Here is a 22,833-nt window from a genome sequence, read left to right as displayed (position 1 = left end):
ACTTTAAAAAACCATTCCGCAAAACGGAATGGTTTTTTGTTTTTTAACAAATTTATTTAGGATGAAGAGAAAAATCAAATGGATTTAGTTTCTAGTTTAATTCTTAAATATCATCAAGTTAATAAAAAGTAAGTATTTACGTCATTAATATGTATTTTATCTTAAAAAAGATGCATTTCAACGGGTATTTAAGTAAAATAGCGAAAACGTATTTTCCAAAAAAAAAAATCTTGTGAGAGGTTTTTTTTTGTGCTTTATTTGGTGCGAATTAGCGAAAAACAAATATTTTTTAATTTTAAATATTTGGTATTCAGTGTTTTATTGTTGTTTTGAAATGTGTAAATAGGTACGGTTTTATTTAATTAAAATCATTTTATCCATAAAACCTTACAATATGTTAAAATTATTTTTTTAAACGATACAAAAGTTGAAAGTAAAAAAATAATAAATACTGATTTTCTGAATGTTATCGAAAAACTATTAAGTAATGCATTGTTAAAATTACAAAAACGCAAAATATCAAATAAATAATATACCCAAAAAAAACAATTTATAATTCTAAATCCTACTTATGAATAAAAAATTACTATTAAATGTTGATTTCTTTCTTTCTCAACATTCTTCTAAATCAATAAATAAATTGGGCAGCCATACAAAATGGTTGTGTTTGATTTTATTGTTTGTTGTTAGTTTTGGATATGGGCAAAAAACGTGGACTGGTTCTTCAAGTACAAACTGGCATACTAATGGAAACTGGAGCCCAAATGGAGTTCCTCAGGCTACGGATAATGTATTAATACCAAATACAACAAGAAAACCAATAATTAGTAGTACTGCTGCAGTTTGTAATAATCTTACAATTGACTCAGGTGCGACTTTAACTGTTAATCAAGCCTTGACGGTTAATGGAGTAACAACAGTAGATGGTACATTAATCCATAATTCTACTACTGGAACTAAAAGATATACAGGGTTGGTAACGATAAATCCTGGAGGAATATGGAATAATTCTGGAAATTCAGCTATAACTTTTAGTGGTGGGATTACTAATAATGGTGTATTTAATTCTGGTACAGGAACTCAATTGTTTGATACAACTAATAGAATCATTAGTGGAACAGAGGAAATAAGTATTCCTAATTTAACAATAAGCAACCCAACGATTAATAGTGGAGTGCTTACAGTCTCGACTTCACTAGGTGGAACAACGAATTTTACTAATAGAGGGATTTTAAATTTTGGGGGAAATTCAATTACACCAACTCTTACAGCCACAGCAGGAAATAATACAGTAAATTATATTGGGGTTAATCAGTCGATAAAAGCAACAACATATATTAATCTTATTCTTTCGGGTTCAGGAACTAAAAGTTTTGGTACAAATACTTATTCTGATAATTTGTCGATTGCTTCGGGAGTAATAGCCAATTTAGGAAGTTATACTTCACATACGACTAAAGTCATGACATTAGGAGGTTTAACTTCTTCTTCAGGAGTTTGGGGAAGTACGAATTCAACTGCCACTTATAAGAATGATACTTTTTTTACTACTACTAATGGTAAAATAACAGTGGGCAATGGTTGTACCTTGCCTGCACCTTACACTATGACAGGAACAGGTGGAGCCATTTGTAGTAATGCCACTGGTTCTAATATAGGATTAACAGGGTCTCAAATAGGTGTTAATTATCAGTTATATAGAGGTAACGTGACAGTTGGCTCGGTAGTGCCAGGAACTGGAAATATTATAAGTTTAGGACTGCATAATACCACAGGAATTTATACGATTGTCGCTATAAATCAGTCTACTCTATGTGCTAGAGCAATGACAGGAAGCGTAACTATTCTTAGTTATAGTTCACCACCGTTACCTACGGCAACAGTAACCAATACAACTTGTCCAACAAGTAATACAGGAGCGATCAAGATTACAAATTTAGCAGCTCCGGCATCTTTAGCATTTGAAGGAACAAAAAAACAGTATGTTGATTTTGGAACTCCTATGCTTTCTAATTTGGGGAGTTTTACTGTAGAAGGTTGGATGAAATTTGATCCTGCTAAATATGATGATAGGATGTCATTATTTGGACAAAATGATGTTATTGAGTTTGGTTTTGAAGGAGACAATTTAAGATGTTGGACTCGAAACGGAGGAAGTATCGATTTGCCTAAAACATCTTATCCTACAGATAATGCGTGGCATCATATCGCAGCAGTAGGAACTGGATCTCGTCTTACACTTTATTTGGATGGAAAAGAAATAGCTACACGAACAAATTCGTCGATATCTAGTTACGGATCAAGTAGTTATCCAGCTAGAATAGGTTATGGTGTAATGGATGATATTGGTGTAGGTACTGCTTATACTGGAGAAGTTTTTAAATTAGGATTTTGGAGTAGAGCATTATCAGCAACAGAAATTTCAGATATGTCCAAAGGGTTTGTGATATATGATGCTTCTCAAAATGGTTTATTGGCGGGGTATAGTTTTAGTGAAGGTACAGGAACTACAGTTTCTGGTGTAGGTAGTGTTGCGAATCAAGGAACATTTGAAGGAGCTACTGGTACTCCAACTTGGACAGATCCATATACATATAAATGGACATCTGCATCGGGGTATACTTCTAGTTCAAAAGATATTTCTAATTTATTACCAGGAACTTATAATCTAACAACTTCATTAAAGACTTGTACAAGTACAGGTTCTTGGGAAGTAAAGGCTGCTGCCGCTCAGACTATTACTACAACGGGTGTTATTAACGCTGTCTGTTTTGGGACACAAACAGTAACATTACCTTATTCTAAAACTACTGGTAACCCAACAAGTTATATGATTGATTGGGATGTTGCGGCAAATGGAAAAGGACCACAAGATCAAACTAGTACTGCTTTTACTTTTGCAGCAGGAGGAGGTGATTTAAATACAATTGCTATTCCAGCTAATTTAGTTGCGGGTACTTATACAGGTACAATGACAATTACTAATGGTACTTGTTCTCAAACTCAGGCGGTATCTTTAACAATAAAAGCATTACCGACGCCACCAACCCAAGGAACAATTACGGCAGCAACTTGTGGAGTTCCTACAGGAAGTGTTGTTTTAAATAATCTTCCAACAGGAACATGGACAATTGTAAGTAATCCTGCTACAGTATCAACAACAGGTACAGGAACAACTACAACAATTTCAGGGCTTGCTCCTAATACGTATACATTTACAGTTAGTAGCACGGCCTCAACATGTACATCGGCAGCATCGGCAAATGTTGTGATTCCAGGTTTAGTTACTAATACTTGGAATGGTACAGCATGGTCTTATGGCTCAGAACCAACAATTGATCAGAATGTTATTTTTACAGGAAGTTATCCTGCTCCAACTACTCCTAATGTGGATATAAATAGCTGTTCTTGTGAAATAAAACCGAATGCGAATGTTGTGATTAAATCAGGCCGTACATTAACGGTTATTAATTCGCTTACTGTTGCTCCTACTAATAATACTACTAGTTTAGTATTCGAAGACCAAGCAAGTTTGTATCAGAAAAATGATAATGCTGTAGCTAATATCGGAGATATCACTTATGAACGTCTTTCTAAAAGTATGAAAGATCAAGATTATGTGTATTGGTCATCGCCTGTAGTTGATCAAAAATTTAGTGCGATGTCATTAGGAACTAAATCTTGTTTTGCTTTTGATATTGCAACAAATAATTGGATTTATGCAGCTGATAATATGGAAACAGGTAGAGGATATATCATTAAATCACGTAATTGGGGTCCTTATCCTTATGATCATAAAGTTGTGTTTAAAGGAGTTCCTAATAATGGCGTTCTTACTCTTGCTACCAAAACAAAAGCAGATGAATATATCTTGGTAGGAAATCCATATCCTTCGGCACTTTCAGCTGATGATTTCTTACTAGCCAATAAAGATATTTTAGATGGGACGTTATATTTCTGGTCACGCATTACAGCACTAAATTATGATGGGACTAAATGGAAATACGCCTCTAATGATTATGCAACATATAATCTTACTGGTGGAGTTGTGGGAAGTCCAGCTGGCGGAAAAGCTTCGGGATCAGGAAGTGAAAAACCATCAGGAAATATAGGAGCGGGCCAATCTTTCTTTGTTAATGCTAAAACAGGTGGAGCTTATGTTACATTCAAGAACAGTATGCGTGTAGCGGGCAAAAACACTCAGTTTTTTAGATCTAGCCAAACTAACAAAACAACAGCTTTAGAGAAAAATAGAGTATGGTTAAATCTTACCAACAAAACAGGAGCTTTTAAACAAATGTTAGTTGGTTATATCGAAGGAGCAACAAATGATTACGAAAGTATTTATGACGGTCTTACATATAATGCTAATGCTTTTGTTAATTTTTATAGTATTGATAAAGGACAAGAGTTTGCAATTCAAGGGCGTGCGTTACCATTTAAAGAAACCGATTTAGTGCCTTTAGGATATAGTTCAACAATAGCAGATAGTTTTACTATAGGCATTGATAATGTCGATGGTTCATTTACAAGTCAGGGTATTTATTTAGAAGATAAAGTTGCTGGTATAATACATAATCTACGCGAAACAGATTATACATTTACAACTGCAAAAGGTACTTTTAATGATCGTTTCGTGTTGCGATATACCAATAAAACATTAGGTACAGGAGAATTCGAATTAGCAGAAAATGCAGTTTTAGTAGCTGTTGCAAACAAAGAAATTAAAATCAATGCTTTTAGTCAAACTATAGATAAGGTATTTATTTATGATGTATCAGGTAAATTAATTTACAAGAAAGAGAAGGTAGGAAATCCTACATTGACTATCGAAAACTTAAAATCTGCCAATCAGGTTTTAGTGGTAAAAGTTGTCCTTGATAACAAACATATCGAAACCAAGAAGGTGATTTTTTAAATACAATTTAAGTTAATTTTTAAAAACCATTCCGCAAAACGGAATGGTTTTTTTATTTTAAGAAGTTTTTTAGAATTTAATATTGTAGCGTAATTTTTACAAAATAATTAAGTTTTAATATTGTGTTTTGTTTTTTAAAGATTAGTTTAGCGATAAATTCCTACTAATTAATCATTTTAGAAATAACTTTTAAAAGAAGATTATCTTGAAAACAAAACAATATTATCTGCTGGTTTTGATAAATTTTATATTTATTACTATTTGTAATGGGCAACAAGGGAATGTGGATGCTACGTTTAATACCTATGACGATGGGCATTCTGGGGATGGTTTTGATAATATGGTGCGAACAATGGCCTTACAACCAAATGGAGATTTAATTGTTGGTGGAGATTATTTTAATTTTAATGGAACTTCAGCACGTTACTTATGTAGGTTAAAGCCAGATGGGAGTATAGATGAGGACTTTAATAGTAGTGGATTTAATGGAAAAGTATATGCTTCACTTATACAAAAAGATGAAAAAATAATTATCGGAGGGGCATTTACAACCTATTCTGGAATAACTTCTAATCGGTTGATTCGCTTAAATCCTGATGGGTCTAGAGATAATAGTTTTAATACAAATGGAGCAGGAAGCGGAATCATATATGATATTGCGCAACAACCAGATGGTAAGATTATCATAGTAGGGAGTTTTACTCAATATAATGGAGTTGTAGTTAATAGAGTGGCTCGAATATTAGAAGACGGAAGTTTAGATACTTCATTTACAACAGGCACAGGATCTTCAAAAAATATTACAAATATTCAAATTCAATCTGACGGAAAAATCATTCTATCTGGGAATTTTACCGCTTTTAACGGAACAGATTTAAATCATATTGTCCGCTTAAATCCTGATGGTACTATCGATACTACTTTTAATATAGGTTCAGGTTTTAACAGCGATGTTGCAGCATTGACATTACAGACAAATGGAAAAATTTTAGTAGGAGGGAAATTCACAAGTTATAATGAAACACCTGCAAATAGAATAATTCGGCTGAATAATGATGGATCTGTAGATTCTGATTTCTTGTCTGGAACAGCATTTAGTAATGATGGTGTTACAGTTATCAGGACAGATGCAGCAAATAATATAATGGTTGGAGGTTCTTTTACAGGAAAGTATGATGGAGTATCGGTAAATCGGTTGGTTTTTTTAAATTCTGACGGAACAATGAAGCCTGATTTTGATATTGGTTCAGGACCTGCATCAGCATCAGTACTTGATTTAGCAAATAATACAGATGGTTCTTGGTTTGTTGGCGGTTCATTTGCCGTTTTTGATTCCCAGAATCAAGGAAGATTGGCTAAGATAGATTCAGAAGGAGCATTAGATATAGGATATCTTGCGGCAGGAGTTGGATTTGATAATTCGGTTTCGAAGATAATTTCTTTGGCAGATAATAAATCAATAGCCTTTGGTAATTTTACAAAATTCAATGGAGAATCAATCCTAAGAATTGCAGGATTGCTCGAAGATGGAGCTTCGGATGTTACATTTAATCTAAATGGAATTGGAGCAAATAATGCAATTAAAGCTGCTGTTTTACAATCGGATAATAAAATAGTTTTTGCAGGAGCTTTTACAAATTATAATGGAAAAGTTTGTAACCGAATTACCAGAATTTTACCAAGTGGTAGTATTGATGAAAGTTTTACAATGGGAACAGGATTCAATAATCAAGTTTATGCATTGGCAGTACATTCAGATTCCAAAATTATTGTTGGAGGGAATTTCACGAGTTATAATGGAATGTTATCTGTAGGCAGAATTGTAAGATTAAATCCTGATGGAACTATAGATACAGGTTTTGTAACAGGTTCAGGAGCCAATGCAATAATCGAAACATTGTTTGTGCAACCAGATGGAAAAATCTTGGTAGGAGGTAGGTTTGATACATTTAATGGACACTTATCTCCAGGTTTAGTTCGTTTAAACTCAAACGGAAGTATAGATACTAGTTTTAACGTAGGTGATGGTTTTGATAAATATGTTTATGCAATTGCATTACAATCTGATGGTAAAATAATCTTAGGAGGTACTTTTTTAACATACAACGGAGTTGCCCAAAAAAGAATTACAAGATTAAATCCCGACGGAAGTTTAGATACTGGTTTTACAATTGGTTCAGGATTTAGTAATGGAGATGTTCGTAGTATTTTGGTTCAAAAGGACAACCGTATTTTGGTTGGAGGAGCATTTTCGGGAACATATAATGGAGTGCCTTCAATGCGAATGCTTCGATTGCAAAAAGATGGTTTATATGACACATCTTTTGCCGTAAACTTAAATAGTACATTATTCAGTATGAGTTTTACACCCGATAATAAACTTCTTATATGTGGTAATTTTAATTCAGTATCAGGAGAAACTAAACATAGGATTGCACGGTTAAAATTATGTACAGATAGTTCCAGTTGGGATGGTTCAAACTGGACAAATGGTCCTCCATCCGAAGGTAAAGAATTAATTTTTCATGATAATTATACTTTTTCAGGACAGGTTAATGCATGTAATTGTAGTATTGATTCAGGAAAAAAAGTCACGATTTCTAGAGGGAATACTTTAGAATTAAGTTTAAATTATTCAGGATTGGGAACCTTGGTTCTAGATGATACTGCTGCTTTATATCAATTGGATGATGAGGTGGTAAATACAGGATTTGTTGAGGTAAAAAGAAAGACGACTCCTATCCTAAAACATGATTATACGTATTGGTCATCGCCAGTAGAAAGCCAAAACCTATTTGATGTATCGCCAAATACAGCATCCAGCAATTATTTTTCATACAATGCAACCAAAATAGCTTGGAACAAAGAAAATTCATCAACCAATATGATAATTGGTAAAGGCTATATTATAGAAGCTCCTGGAGATTTTTCAAAAAGTACTGCAACAGTTTACGAAGCTGTTTTTAAAGGAATACCGACTAATGGTAAAATTTCGGTTTTATTAGATAATCAAAATGGTTATGATTTAATAGGCAATCCATACCCTTCGGCGATAGATGCAGATGTTTTTATATCAAAAAACAGAGAGAATGTAGACGGAACGCTTTATTTCTGGACACATAATACCCCACTTATTAATAATGATTATAATTCTGATGATTATGCAGTGTATAATTTATTAGGAGGAGTTGCGACAAGACCCGCTTTGTCATCTGGAATTAATGAAACTGAACCCAACGGGATTATTGCTTCCGGACAAGCATTTTTCTTAGGTAGCAAAGGAACAGGAGAAGTTAATTTTGATAATAGTATGCGAATAATTGGTAGTAATTCGAAATTTTTTAAACCAAGTAAAGTTCAAAAACAGAATAGAGGAAGTTTAGTCGAAAGACATCGTATTTGGTTGAATCTAACGAATAAAGAAGGAGCTTTTAAACAAATTTTATTGGGATATATAAAAGGAGCAACCAATTCGTATGACTCTTTTTTTGATGGAGAAAATTTTAACGGAAACAAATTTGTGAATTTTTATAGTATCAAAGAGGGTAAAAATTTAGTGATACAAAGTAAAGGATTACCATTTGATGAAGCTGATTCTGTACCATTAGGTTATAGTTCAGAAATAGCAGGGAAATTTACTATAGGCATCGATAAGTCCGATGGATTATTAGCAAACCAAATGGTCTATTTAGAAGATAAATTAACCAATGAGATACACGATTTGTATAAAACAGATTATACTTTTTCTACAGAAGTTGGAACTTTTAATGATCGTTTTGCATTGCGATATACTAATGAAACATTGAAATCTGGAGAGTTTGAAACAATAGAAAATACAATTTTTGTTTCGGTTGTAAACAAAGAGATTAGAATTAATGCTTTTAACGAAACTATCGATAAAGTATTTGTTTATGATGTATCGGGTAAGAAAATTTACGAAAAGAATAAAGTAAATTCAAATCAGTTAGAAATAGCAAAAATTAATGTCGCATCACAAATGGTAGTAGTTAAGATACTATTGCAAAATAAAACTACTGTTGTAAAAAAGATAATGCTTTAGCAAAGGAAAAAATCCCTATTAAAACTAATTAATAGGGATTTTTATATGTCTAAATTCAGATTATTTTGCTTTAACCGAAGCTTCTAAGTTTCTTTCGATAGAGTGTCCAGGTCTTGACCATTTTGGTTTTTCACCAAGAGGTGCAAATTGAGAATCTTCTGCTTCTACAGTTTCTGGTTGAGAAACTTTAGTAAAAGGCTTTTGAGGAATCAAACCTAATAAATCAAACATTTTCATGTCTTCGTGTACATCCGGATTTGGAGTAGTAAGTAATTTATCGCCGGCAAAGATAGAATTTGCTCCGGCAAAAAAGCACATTGCCTGACCTTCGCGACTCATATTAGTTCTTCCTGCCGATAAACGTACTTGAGTTTCTGGCATTATGATTCTAGTTGTTGCAACCATACGAATCATTTCCCAAATCTCAACTGGTTTTTCTTCTTCCATAGGAGTTCCTTCTACAGCAACCAATGCATTAATTGGCACCGATTCAGGTTGAGGATTCAAAGTAGAAAGAGCAACTAACATTCCAGCACGGTCTTCGATACTTTCTCCCATTCCTATAATTCCTCCGCTACAAACAGTAACATTGGTTTTACGAACATTCTCTATAGTTTGCAAACGATCTTCAAAACCACGAGTTGATATAACTTCTTTATAATATTCCTCAGATGTATCTAAGTTATGGTTGTAAGCATATAAACCAGCTTCGGCCAAACGTTGCGCTTGGTTTTCGGTAATCATACCAAGAGTACAACATACTTCCATATCTAGTTTATTAATGGTACGTACCATTTCCAGAACCTGGTCAAACTCTGGTCCGTCCTTTACATTTCTCCAGGCAGCTCCCATGCAGACACGAGATGAACCACTAGATTTTGCTCGTAAAGCTTGAGCTTTTACTTGACTAACTGACATTAAATCATTTCCTTCTACTCCAGTATGGTAACGAGCAGCTTGAGGACAATAGCCACAATCTTCAGGACAACCACCTGTTTTAATAGATAACAAAGTAGATACCTGAACTACATTTGGGTCATGATTTACTCTGTGAATTGATGCTGCTTCATAAAGCAAATCCATCATTGGTTTATTATAGATAGCGATAATCTCGTCTTTCGTCCAATTGTGTTTTGTACTGTTCATCTATGCGATTTTTTGATGCTCAAAAGTAATTAAATTGTTCTAATGAATCAATGCAGTATTTTAATTTCAGTCTATTAAAAGTTTTTGCGGTTGTATTTTAAGACACAATTTACGAATGTAGGTTCGCAAGGACACCCAAAAAACAGTAATTTATCCTTTTGGAATTCTCAGATTTATTAAAAAAATAATTTAAAAAAAGAGCTAAAACAAATTAGTCAGCAGCATATTTATTGTTCCAATACAACATTAATAGCATGGTTACAACTACAGATGAAGCGATACCTTCAAACAATAAACAAATACAGTAAGTTGGAACAGATGGGTTACCGCCAAACATAAAAGTAGCAGATAAGGTTTTTACATACGCATCTCCACCGCGGGCATAACTGTAAATAAGTAATCCGAGAATACTAAGTGCGACTCCAATTACAGATGTTGTCATGGCCGAAACAGCATTAGAAACAGCATTGGTTTCGCCTTCAGCAAGATTCATTTTTATAGTTCTGTTTACCCCATAAACAACAAAAGCTACGTTCAGTGCACGTAAGTAAAGTATATGAGAAAGACCTAAAACATTCATTAATAAAAAATAAACACCAATACCTAGGAATATAAGAATCCCATTGTATAATTCTTTTGAAAGTTTCATAACGATTATTTTTAAGAAGTTAATAGTATTTGGTTGATATACAGTATAATGCTTATCAAATTTACTAAAAAAATCACTATGTTGTCATTATGAATGGCAGAAATAAATTAAAGGAATTATAATTTATTTGTGAAGGCTATAGTTGTTTCTTTATCTTTTTTTAATTGTTCTTTTAAAAGGTCGAAAGAGCCGAATTTTTGTTCCTCACGAACATATTGCAATAAAGAAACGGAAATTTCTAAATTGTAAATATCTTCATCAAAATCTAAGAAATGAATTTCGATAGACTGAGCCTGACCACCCACAGTTGGGTTAAAGCCAATATTCATCATACCATAAACCACTTTTTTATTGATGATAGATTTTACAATATAGACTCCATTTTTAGGAATTAATTTGTATTCCTCCTCAATTTTTAGGTTAGCAGTAGGAAAACCAATAGTTCTGCCTAGTTGTTTTCCTTTTACAACAGTACCAGTTAAGAAATAATCATAACCTAAATATTCATTGGCAAGATTCATATCGCCATCGGTTAATGCTTTTCTTATTTTGGTTGAACTTACAGATACATCTTTTATTTCTTGTGCCGAAATTTGCTCTACTTCAAAACCATATTGCTCCCCAAATGCAATTAAATCATTAATATCAGCCGTTCTGTTTCTTCCAAAACGATGATCGTGACCAATGATTATTTTCTGGATATGAAACTGATTTACCAAAATTGAACTCACAAAATCCTCGGCAGTTAATCTAGAAAAACTTTCGTTAAAAGGATGAATGACAAGGTTTTCTATGCCTGTGTTTTCTAGGAGTTTTGTTTTTTCGGCAATTGTATTCAGTAATTTTATTTCTGATTTTTCCTGTAATACCATTCTAGGATGAGGGAAGAAAGTAAGAACCAAACTCTCATATTTTCCGTCCTGAGTATTTTGGGTAATCTTTTCAAGTATTTTTTTATGACCAATATGTACACCATCAAAGGTGCCAAGAGTTAGTATTGTTTTCTTGGTAGATCGAAAATCGGTTATAGAATGAAAGAGCTTCAAAGCAAATAGTTTAAGATGTTGCAAATTTATACTATCTATTTTAAATCTAATAGTAAGGAGAATTGATTTTTTATAAAGTTGGGGATGATTTTGCTAAAAAAGCTTTATTTGACGATTTTATATAATTACTTGACGATTAAATCTTTTTATTCACATTAATTGAATTAATTTTGAACTTTAAATATTTCTCAACATGAAAAAAACTATACTTCTTTTATTAATTATCTTTAGTTCTGTCCAAATTCAGGCACAAAGTAACGAAATGTGGAAAAAAGTTAGTCAAAGTACCACTTCGATTACCGAGAGAGGAAATGTAAAGTCAGACGATAGAGAAAAGATTGTTTATAAACTAAACGAAGTTTTTTTGAAAGAAAAACTTGCTAGTGCACAACTTAAAACTGATAAAAGAACTACAGCTGAAATCACGATTCCTAATATGGATGGTGCTTTCGAAAAATATACTGTGTGGGAATCTTCAAATTTTGATCCTCAATTACAAGCAAAATACCCAGATATTAGAGCTTACGAAGGAATAAGTAGTAAAGATAAAACAGCAAAAATTCATTTTAGTGTTTCTCCAGAAGGAATCCAGACGATGGTTTTAAGAGCTGATAACGCTTCTGAATTTATCGAACCTGTTACAGCAAATAGTGGAGAGTATTTTTTGTTTACTGCCAAAAGCAGAGATAAAGGAAGTTTGCCATTAACATGTAAGACAAAAGATATTGTATTAAATAAAGAATTAAAAGCTAAGACAGCTAAAATAGCAGCAAACAATAAAGTATTTAAAACTCTACGATTGGCATTGTCTTGTACAGGCGAATATGCGGCTTATTTTGGAGGTACAAAAGCTAACGCATTAGCAGCAATGAATGCTACGATGACAAGAGTTAATGGAGTTTTTAATAAAGACTTGGCTTTAAGATTAATTTTAATTGCTAATACTGATGCAGTTATTTATACAAATGCAGTGACAGACCCTTATTCTGATGCAGCCACAGGAGCTAAAGGAGCTTGGAATCAAGAAGTTCAAACTACTTTAACAAATGTTATTGGCGAAAATGCGTATGATATTGGTCATTTATTTGGAGCATCAGGAGGTGGCGGTGATGCTGGTTGTATTGGTTGCGTATGTGTAGATAATTCTAAAGGAAGTGGGTTTACATCTCCATCTGATAGAAAACCACAAGGAGATACCTTTGATATTGATTTTGTGTCACATGAATTTGGGCATCAATTAGGAGCAACCCATACTTTTTCTTATGCTATAGAAGGAGCAGGCGTAAATGTAGAACCGGGAAGTGGTTCTACAATCATGGGATATGCAGGAGTTATACCCGAGGATCAGTATAATATACAAGATCACTCCGATGATTATTTTACGTATGCTAGTATTTTACAAATTCAAGAAAATCTAGCGACAAAAACATGCCCAGTTAGTACACCTTTAGTAAATAACCCTCCAGTGATTAATGCGGGTGCCAATTACAGCATTCCGGTTAGTACTGCTTTTGTTTTAAAAGGGACGGGGTCTGGTAATGGTGCAGATTCGATTACTTATTGCTGGGAAGAAAACGATTCGGCAACATCAACATCAGGAGGTGCTAGCGTTGCTACCCCAAATAAATCAGATGGTCCTTTGTTTAGATCATTTCCGCCTTCGAGTTCACCTATACGTTATATGCCAAATTTAGACCTTGTTCTTTCAGGTAAAGTAACGAGTACTTGGGAGTCGGCTCCGTCAATCCCCAGAACTTTACATTTTACATTAACAGGTCGTGATAATGCTGCTGCGGGAACAGCACAAACCAATACAGCTACAATGATTGTAAATGTAATAAAAGATATTGGACCATTTACAGTAACATCACAAAGCACAGATGCTATTGGGTGGCTTCATGGAACGAGTCAGATTATTACTTGGGATGTAAAAAGCACGAATACTTTGCCAGGATCGACTAATGTAAATATAAAACTTTCTACAGATGGAGGTTTAACCTTTCCGATTGTCTTAGCTGCAAATACACCTAATGATGGTTCTCAAACAGTGGATGTTCCAGAGGATGTAACAGCAACAAATTGCAGAATTTTAATTGAACCTACAGCCAATATCTATTATGCAGTAAACAGTAGATCATTTGCAATTGGTTATAAAGTTGATGCAACATGTACTTCGTATCCACTTGGAGCAGCTTTTGCAATACCTAATGCATTAGCATATACAACAAGAAATATAAATGTTCCAGCCGATGCAGGGATAGTTTCAGATGTAAATGTTTCCGTAGGATTGACACATACAAGATTGTCGGATGTAGAGATGCAACTAGTAAATCCTCAAGGAACAATTGTACGATTGTTTAATAGAAATTGTGGAGATGTAAACGCCAGTTTGTTATTAAAGTATGATGATTGGGGAACAGCTTTAGATTGCTCAATACCTACTTTACAAACTGTAACTCCTACTGATTTGCTTAACAGTTTTAATAATAAAGATGCTGCAGGAACTTGGGCATTCAAGGTAAGAGATGCTTACGTAGGGAGAGATGGTACAATAGATTCAGGCTCAATTGAGATTTGTACAAAAAAATACACTTTGCAAACAGAAGTTATTGTTATGCCAAAGGAGCTTATAGCTTATCCTAATCCTACTAAAGGAGATCTTGAAATTGCTTTTAGATGTGAATCAACAGATGGAGTTAGAGTCTTTATATACAATGATGCGGGTAAAGAAGTTTACCGTAATACATTTGAAAGTATGGCAAATTTCAAGCAAAAAATTATACTGAATAATCGTTTAGATACAGGGATTTATTTCTTGGTTGTATATGATGGGGATAGAAAAACAGTAAAAAAGATTGGTTTCGAATAAATACTAAAGCTAATTTAAGAGTGTGCCATTGCCATGCAAACAATGCTGATTTTGGCACCTGGAATTTTTAGTAATGCACGAGAACAAGCTTCAAGTGTTGCTCCAGTTGTGATTACATCATCGATAAGTAAAAAATGCTTATCGTGTTTGTCTTCGGTAAACGAGACATCAAATATTTCTTTAAGACCTTCTGATCTTCCTAAAAGATTTTTTTTAGATTGGGTTTTAGAGTATCTGGTTCTAATCAATAAAGTATCGTTGTAATCTATTTGTAAACCTTGAGAAAGAGCGCGGCCAAATGTAGTTACTTGGTTGTAGCCTCTTTCATGAAATTTCTTTCGATGCAAAGGAACTGGAATAATCATATCAAAAGGTATATCTAGTACTAATTCTTTTAAATCCTCGACATGCCATTGGCCAAGCATAGTGCCAATATTTTCATGCCCTTTGTATTTTAAGTTATGGATGAGTTCCTGCACAATTCCTTTCTTATTAAAATAAAGAAAAGCTGAAACATGTTCGACTTCAATTTTCCCGTAAAATTTTTTAAAAGCTTCGTTTTTTGGATTTAAATAATATTGGGTTAGAGGCATTTCATGTCTGCAAATGGTACAAATTATAGTTTCATTTGCCATCAAAAAAGAGTGACATCCAGCACACGCTTTTGGGAAAAACAGGTTAATAATGTAATTAAACACAAATAGAAAGAATTTAGTTACAAAAATAAAGAAATTCAGGCTTCAATCTTTGCAATTTTTCTTTTTTTTACAAGGACTTTTTATATTTTTGCATTACTATGGCAAAACAAGACGATTTATTTAAGAATGTAGTTTCGCACGCAAAAGAGTACGGATTTATTTTTCCGTCGAGCGAAATATACGATGGTTTAAGTGCAGTATATGATTACGCGCAAAACGGAGTAGAGTTAAAGAAAAACATCCGTGAATATTGGTGGAAATCAATGGTTCAGATGAATGAGAATATTGTAGGCTTAGATGCCGCAATATTAATGCATCCAACGACCTGGAAAGCTTCAGGCCACGTTGATGCCTTTAATGATCCGTTAATTGATAATAAAGATTCTAAAAAAAGATATAGAGCTGACGTTCTAGTAGAAGATTATGCTGAAAAGCTAAATCTAAAAGCTAAAAAAGAAATCGAAAAAGCGAGTGCTCGTTTTGGAGATGCTTTCAACGAACAGGAATTTGTAAATACAAATGCCAGAGTAATTGAATACTTAGCTAAAGAAAAAGAAATCAGAGAACGTTTAGGACGCTCTTTAGGTAATGGAGATTTAGAAGATGTTAAAGCTTTAATCGAAGAACTAGAAATTGCAGATCCAGAAACTGGATCTAGAAACTGGACAGATGTAAAGCAATTCAACTTAATGTTTGGTACTAAGTTAGGAGCATCTGCAGAGTCTGCAATGGACTTGTATTTACGTCCAGAAACAGCTCAGGGTATCTTTGTGAATTTCTTGAATGTACAAAAATCAGGAAGAATGAAAGTTCCTTTTGGAATTGCACAAACAGGAAAAGCGTTTAGAAATGAAATCGTTGCAAGACAATTTATTTTCCGTATGCGTGAATTCGAACAAATGGAAATGCAATTTTTTGTACGTCCAGGAGATGAAATGCAATGGTACGAGCACTGGAAAACGACACGTTTAAACTGGCATTTATCTTTAGGTTTAGGAAAAGAAAATTACCGTTTTCATGATCACGAAAAATTAGCACATTATGCTAATGCAGCTGCGGATATCGAGTTTAATTTCCCTTTTGGATTTAAAGAATTAGAAGGAATTCACTCGCGTACAGATTTTGACTTAAAAGCGCATGAAGAATTCTCTGGTAGAAAACTACAGTATTTTGATGCTGAATTAAATCAAAATTATGTTCCTTATGTGGTAGAAACTTCAGTAGGATTAGATAGAATGTTCTTGGCAGTTTTTGCAACTTCATTAAAAGAAGAAACATTAGAAGATGGTTCTACAAGAACAGTCTTGAAACTACCAGCAGTTTTAGCACCTACAAAAGCAGCAGTTTTACCATTGGTAAAGAAAGATGGCTTGCCTGAAATTTCTAAAAAAATCATCGAAGATTTAAAATGGGATTTCAATGTTTCTTATGATGAAAAAGATGCAGTAGGAAGACGTTATAGAAGACAAGATGCATTAGGAACTCCTTTTTGTATTACAGTTGATCACCAAACTATCGAGGATCAAACAGTTACAATCCGTCATAGAGATACAATGAAACAAGATCGTGTAGCTATTGCCGATTTAAGATCAATTATCGAAAATGAAGTTTCGATGAAAAATTGGTTAATGAAAATGTAAAATAAGAATCGATTATTAGTATAATCGATAATTAAAAATAAGAAAAAAGCTTCTCATTTGAGAAGCTTTTTTTGTTTAGAAAAGGTATGTTTTAAACATGCAAAAAATAGAGATAATATATTAAAGAAGACTTTATTTTGTGCATTTCATCGGATATATTTGCACTTCGTCTTAATGTGTTAACATTTGTTTAAAATATATTAACAATAAAATCTTTAAAAAAAGGAAATATGTAAATTTAATTGCTTTATTAAAGCTAAAAATAAGATTTTATTGTTGAAATTCCAATGAAGGAGATAAATTTGCATATAATTATCAGTTCGGTTCTTGTAAAATAATACCACTAAATCTACAAAAGCATTGAAAAATTATTCATACATTATTATTGATGATAATCAAGAAAGTGTTCTAAAAACCAAGGAATTAGCAGATGGTTTTTCAGAGCTAATTTTTGTTGCTATTGCAAATACATATCAGCAAGGATTAAATTTAGTTTTGGAGCATAATCCAAATATTATATTTCTTGAGATAGATCCAAAAGATAATACAAGTAATCTTTCGTTATCATTTATAAATGAGCTTTATCATTATTTGCGGATAGTTCCTAAAGTTATTATTACAACCACCAAAAAAGATTTTGCTTTTGATGCGATTAAGTATGGCGTAATGGATTATTTGCTAAAACCACTTAAACGGGCAGATTTACTCAAAACGATTTTAAAACTAGATTGGCCTAGTTATGAGGTAAATTTAATTAGCAATCAAACCGTTCAGGATTTTAAAACCTCGCTTAAAGGAGATGCTATCGAGGTACAAAAAATTAATCAATCTTTAGTGTTATGTGTTAAATCGTATGGAGATTATCGATACATTCAAGCAAAAGATATTACCTATATTCAGGCAGATAATAATTCGACAGATATTTATTTGAATACTGGAGAAATGATAACAGCTTTTAAAACTTTAAAGTATTTTGAGGCTATTTTATTACATCCATTTATACGCATACACAACAGTTATATCATCAACAGAAACCATATTGCGAGGATACATACTGGGAACTCAGTTTGTTACATAAAAAACTCTACAAAAAAACTACCATTTTCTAAGACTTATAAAAGAAATGTAGAGATAATAATTGCCGAGTTTGCTAACGGAAACTATATAGAGGTCTAGCAACTAAGTATTTACACGTATTTGACCTACGTACACTACCATTTGGCAGCATTCCACCATATATGCCTTTTTACAGAGTTGAAAAGGGGATTACAGTACTAATTTTACACCATGATTTAGCAATAAGCGATCATTTAAAACGTAAAAAAATACTAACAATAAAAATCCCCAGATTATGAAAACTTCAATCACAACAATCGCATTATTTTCTTTAGCATTAGTAGCAACTTCTTTTACTACTCCAGAAACAACTAAAAATATTTCATTAAATGCAAAAAGTGAGATAATACCACCTATTGATGGCGGTGGATCAGCAGGAGGAGGAAGAAAACAAGATATTTACATTGATTTATCTATTGATGGTGGTGGGTCAGCAGGAGGAGGTAGAAAACAAGATAATGGTTATATGTTAGATTTGTCAGCAACTAACAGTTATAGACAGCCTATTGACGGTGGTGGATCAGCAGGAGGAGGAAGAAAACAAGACTAGAACAAAGAGTTTATATGTAAAAAAAGGCTGTCAATTTTTTGACAGCCTTTTTTTGTGTCTATAGTTTTAGTATTTTTGATAAAAGCCAAATGTACTATTGAAAAAAATCTACCCTATATTATTGTTATTAGTTTTTGTTTTTTTGGGCTGTACCAAGAAAAGCATTGTCGATAACAATGTGACTTCCTCTGTAGATAGTTTGTCTCTTTATTTGTCATTGGCAAATGATATCAACGTGCCATTTAAGTCCAAACAAGAGTATAATAAAAAAGCATTCGATATAATTATCAATCAAAAAGATGATTCGGTTAATAGAGTAAATTTATTTAAAGTAGCCAATCGGTATTACAATATGAATGATTGGAATGCCTATCGAGAAACAACAAAACTCATACTAGAACGATCAAAAAGTAACCTTGATACGGTTAGTATGGCTAAGGCTTATGCTTATTTAGGAGATTACTATAGTTTTAAAACAGTTCCTGATAGTGCTTTTAGGAACTACTATAAGGCAGAGAAATTGTATATCCGGATTAATGATGACTATAATCTTGCCAGAACTTTTTTGAGTAAGGCAACTCTACAATATAACATAAGCGATTTTTTTGAGAGTGAAATAATGGTTTTTAAAGCCTTGCGGCTTTTGAAGCGTCAGAAAAAAGTAAGTTATTTATTGCATGAATCCTATAATCTTTTAGGGATTTTATACAAGGAGCGAGAAGAATATGATAAGGCTTTGGAATTTAATAATAAGGCTTTAGTTATTCTTGAAGATAAATCAATCCCATTAGATCTTCAGCTAAAAGCGACTTCGCTAAATAATATTGGCTTTGTTTATTTAAGTATGAATGATTATAAAAAAGCAAAAATATATTTTCAAAAAGGATTAGAACAAAAAAACTTATTTAAGGAAAAACTTATATTATATGCTATGTTATATGATAATTTGGCTTATTCTAAATTTAAGTTGCATGAGTCTGAAGGACTTCCAGATCTATTTTATAAATCTTTGAAAATTAGAGACAGTCTAGATCTTAAGTCAGGGGTCATATCTAGTAAAATACATTTATCTGAGTATTTTGCCTATAAAAAAGATACTTCAAAAGCAATGCAATATTGTAAAGATGCACTTAAGTTATCCCGAAATTCGAATAGATTAAGAAATACACTTGAGGCACTTAAGCAAATGGCTCTTGTAGATCCAACAAATGCATCGGTTTATTCGAAAGAATATATACAGATAAATGAAAAAGCACAAAAAGCAGAAAGAAAGATGGGAGAAAAATTTTCCCGAATAGAATATGAAACTAATGAAATAAAAGATGAAAATACGAGTTTAAATGTTCAGAACCGAACATTGATATATGTTTTTAGTATCTGTGGTTTATTAGGACTCTTTTTTTATGTTTATTTGGCACAAAAAGCGAAAAATAGAGAGCTGCTTTTTAAACAGCAGCAACAGATAGCCAATGAAGATATTTACAACCTGATGATTTCGCAACAAAATACAATTGAAGCTATTCGAATTAAAGAGAAGAAAAAGGTAGCCCAAGATTTACATGATGGTGTTTTAGGGCGAATGTTTGGGGTTAGGATAAGTTTAGACAGCTTAGATAAAGTAGATGATGCAGCAGCAGCTGTAAAGCGCAAAAAATATTTATCAGATTTAAAAGAAATTGAGCAAGATATTCGGGAAATTTCGCATGATTTAAATAAAGAGAAATCAGAATTGATTAATAATTTTGTAATGATTCTTGATAAGTTATTGGAAAATCAAAGAGTTACTTTTAAATCAAAATTAATCTCGAGTATTGATTCAAGTATAAGATGGGATTTGGTAAGTAACTCCATTAAAATAAATCTGTACAGAATTATTCAGGAAGCATTGCAAAATTGTAATAAATATGCACAAGCAGAAACAATAAAAATAGAGCTTAAAAATGAAGTAAATCATTTGGCGTTGTTGATAAGTGATGATGGAGTAGGATTTAATGTAAATAGAACCAAAAAAGGAATTGGTTTGCAAAATATTTTCTATCGAGTAAAAGAATGCGATGGAACCGTTGATATAAAATCTAATAAAGCGGATGGAACAGTTATAGTAATTAAAATTCCAATTGATCAAAAAATAAACCTTCAGCATAATGACAACTGATAAACCTCCAGTAGAAATAATTAAGAATAACATATTTATAGTAGATGATCATCCTTTTATAATTGAAGGGTACAAAAATGCGATTACGAGATATAATCCTAAAGAATATGAATTTTTAATTACTCAGGCCAAAGATTGTAAATCGGGTTACGAGGTAATTATGGATCCTGTAACAACAAGTTTTGATATTGCATTTCTAGACATTAGTATGCCTGCTTATGAAGAAATGGAAATATATTCGGGAGAAGATTTAGCAAAGCTGATTATGGAACATATGCCAAATTGTAAAATAATTTTGCTAACAATGTACACCGAATTACTTAAGATAAAAACAATCATTAGAACAATAAATCCTAGAGGATTAATCATAAAAAATGATTTAACATTTGATGAGTTGTTATTTGCTTTTGATAAAGTGATGAAAAAAAAGACTTACTACAGCCAGTCGGTTGTTGAAATGTTAGAAAAATCACCAAAAGACTCCATCGAAATTGATCAGATTGACGAACAAATTCTGTTTCATTTATCCAAAGGAACTAAAACAGACGAAATGCCACATTACATTCCCATTTCTTTGAAAGCTACAATAAGAAGAATAGAAAATTTAAAAGAATTGCTAAAAGTAACAGACGGTACAGATGATGATTTAGTACACGAAGCCAGGAACAAAGGACTTTTATAAACAGCGCTTCTATAAAATAAAAAAAGACATCTGATAAGATGTCTTTTTTTATGGATATATGTAATTATTCGCTTAAAGCATCCCATCCGCGGGCTTTTAAAGCAATTTTTGTATTAGCACGAGTTACTAAATGAATCCCTTCGCTTTCTTGCGTCATATGACCAATAATTGAGAAGTTTGGATTTGCTTTTATCTTTTCAAAATCTTCCATTGCAATAGTAAAAAGTAATTCGTAATCTTCTCCACCATTAATTGCTACAGTTGTACTATCGATATTAAATTCTTCGCAAACATTTATAAATTGAGGATCTAGCGGTAATTTATCTTCATATAAGTTACAACCTACTTTAGATTGTTTGCACAAATGAATAATCTCCGATGATAATCCGTCTGAAATATCAATCATAGATGTTGGTTTAATCTCCAAGGCATGTAACAAAGTACGAACGTCTTTGCGAGCTTCAGGTTTTAATTGGCGTTCTATTAAATAAGTATAGGCATCTAAATCAGGTTGCGAATTAGGATTTACCTGAAAAACTTGTTTCTCTCTTTCTAGAACCTGTAATCCCATATATGCGGCTCCAATATCGCCAGTTACAACCAATAAATCAGTTTGTTTAGCGCCATTACGATATACGATTTCATTTTCATCGGCTTCACCAATAGCAGTAATACTAATGATTAATCCTTTTTGAGATGAGGTAGTATCACCACCAATTACATCTACATTATATTCTTTGGCAGCATGCGTGATTCCTGCAAATAATTCTTCTAGAGCTTCTAATGGAAAACGATTAGAAACAGCTACAGAAACAGTTATTTGTGTTGGTTTAGCATTCATGGCACAAATGTCTGAAATGTTTACCACCACAGCTTTGTAACCTAAATGTTTTAAAGGCATATAAGCCAAATCAAAATGCACACCTTCGATTAATAAATCGGTAGAAACGACTACTTTTTTGTCTTTAAAATCTAATACAGCAGCATCATCGCCAATACTTTTTAAAGTAGATTCTTGTGTAACATCAAAGTTTCGTGTTAAGTGCTCAATTAGTCCAAATTCGCCTAATTGCGCTATGCTGGTACGTTGTGGGTTTTTATCTTCAATCATTTTGTTACGGTACTAAATTTCTTAGGTGCAAAGGTACAAAGATGCAAAGGTTTTGACTAATTAAAAAGAAGGCCATTTACTAGAGGTATTTGTTTTAAGTAAAATTTGTTTAGCCTTTTGTGTTTTTATGTCAATATAAAGATTTTTTAAAGAAAAATTATACATAAATTTTTTATTTATATGTTTGATTATT

Annotated in this window: 13 protein-coding genes; 8 read left to right on the top strand and 5 right to left on the bottom strand. The window is 32.7% G+C overall.

All coding sequences use genetic code 11. The annotated features are described in order from the left end of the window. Positions 1 to 571: 571 nt before the first annotated feature. Both SHI72_RS20095 and SHI72_RS20090 read left to right on the top strand, forming a co-directional pair. Positions 572 to 4,918: a LamG-like jellyroll fold domain-containing protein gene (locus tag SHI72_RS20095; RefSeq protein ID WP_323491176.1), complete on the top strand. Its 4,347-nt coding sequence runs from the start codon at positions 572 to 574 to the stop codon at positions 4,916 to 4,918. Between the two features lie 205 nt (positions 4,919 to 5,123). After that, entirely contained in the window at positions 5,124 to 8,978 is a 3,855-nt protein-coding gene (locus tag SHI72_RS20090; protein WP_323491175.1) for a T9SS sorting signal type C domain-containing protein, read from the top strand. A gap of 60 nt (positions 8,979 to 9,038) precedes the next feature. Here the strand turns inward: SHI72_RS20090 and bioB are convergent, their stop codons facing one another. From bioB to SHI72_RS20075, 3 genes are all read right to left on the bottom strand, one after another. Further along, positions 9,039 to 10,124 carry a biotin synthase BioB gene (gene bioB / locus SHI72_RS20085; RefSeq protein ID WP_039113228.1) on the bottom strand — a complete coding sequence of 362 codons (1,086 nt, stop codon included), beginning with the start codon at positions 10,122 to 10,124 and terminating at the stop codon, positions 9,039 to 9,041. 211 nt (positions 10,125 to 10,335) lie between these two features. Then, complete coding sequence (locus SHI72_RS20080; protein ID WP_039113227.1) at positions 10,336 to 10,773, bottom strand: hypothetical protein; 438 nt, start codon at positions 10,771 to 10,773, stop codon at positions 10,336 to 10,338. A gap of 116 nt (positions 10,774 to 10,889) precedes the next feature. Beyond that, positions 10,890 to 11,819: a bifunctional riboflavin kinase/FAD synthetase gene (locus tag SHI72_RS20075; RefSeq protein ID WP_323491174.1), complete on the bottom strand. Its 930-nt coding sequence runs from the start codon at positions 11,817 to 11,819 to the stop codon at positions 10,890 to 10,892. A 193-nt stretch (positions 11,820 to 12,012) separates the two neighbouring features. Between SHI72_RS20075 and SHI72_RS20070 the strand changes: the two genes are divergently transcribed. Next, entirely contained in the window at positions 12,013 to 14,688 is a 2,676-nt protein-coding gene (locus SHI72_RS20070; protein WP_323491173.1) for a reprolysin-like metallopeptidase, read from the top strand. A 14-nt stretch (positions 14,689 to 14,702) separates the two neighbouring features. Here SHI72_RS20070 and SHI72_RS20065 read toward each other — a convergent pair whose 3' ends face one another. After that, positions 14,703 to 15,386: a ComF family protein gene (locus tag SHI72_RS20065; RefSeq protein ID WP_039117939.1), complete on the bottom strand. Its 684-nt coding sequence runs from the start codon at positions 15,384 to 15,386 to the stop codon at positions 14,703 to 14,705. 98 nt (positions 15,387 to 15,484) lie between these two features. Between SHI72_RS20065 and SHI72_RS20060 the strand changes: the two genes are divergently transcribed. The 5 genes from SHI72_RS20060 (at position 15,485) to SHI72_RS20040 (ending at position 21,529) form a co-directional block, all read left to right on the top strand. After that, entirely contained in the window at positions 15,485 to 17,026 is a 1,542-nt protein-coding gene (locus SHI72_RS20060) for a glycine--tRNA ligase (protein WP_323491172.1), read from the top strand. Positions 17,027 to 17,386: 360 nt separating this feature from the next. After that, a complete protein-coding gene (locus tag SHI72_RS20055; RefSeq protein WP_323491171.1) occupies positions 17,387 to 18,202 on the top strand; it encodes a LytTR family DNA-binding domain-containing protein in 816 nt (271 codons plus the stop codon). 175 nt (positions 18,203 to 18,377) lie between these two features. Continuing rightward, complete coding sequence (locus SHI72_RS20050) at positions 18,378 to 18,692, top strand: 3-oxoacyl-ACP reductase (RefSeq protein WP_323491170.1); 315 nt, start codon at positions 18,378 to 18,380, stop codon at positions 18,690 to 18,692. A 97-nt stretch (positions 18,693 to 18,789) separates the two neighbouring features. Beyond that, a complete protein-coding gene (locus SHI72_RS20045; RefSeq protein WP_039117940.1) occupies positions 18,790 to 20,847 on the top strand; it encodes a tetratricopeptide repeat-containing sensor histidine kinase in 2,058 nt (685 codons plus the stop codon). After that, positions 20,837 to 21,529, top strand: a complete 693-nt coding sequence (locus SHI72_RS20040; protein WP_323491169.1) for a response regulator — start codon at positions 20,837 to 20,839, stop codon at positions 21,527 to 21,529. The genes SHI72_RS20045 and SHI72_RS20040 overlap by 11 nt, the downstream gene beginning before the upstream one ends. Before the next feature lie 64 nt (positions 21,530 to 21,593). Here SHI72_RS20040 and thiL read toward each other — a convergent pair whose 3' ends face one another. Next, positions 21,594 to 22,640: a thiamine-phosphate kinase gene (gene thiL / locus SHI72_RS20035; RefSeq protein ID WP_039113218.1), complete on the bottom strand. Its 1,047-nt coding sequence runs from the start codon at positions 22,638 to 22,640 to the stop codon at positions 21,594 to 21,596. Positions 22,641 to 22,833 lie beyond the last annotated feature (193 nt).

Origin of the sequence: Flavobacterium sp. PL02, from assembly GCF_035013205.1 — a bacterium.
Classification (GTDB): domain Bacteria; phylum Bacteroidota; class Bacteroidia; order Flavobacteriales; family Flavobacteriaceae; genus Flavobacterium.
This window is presented reverse-complemented; position numbering and strand designations above follow the sequence as displayed.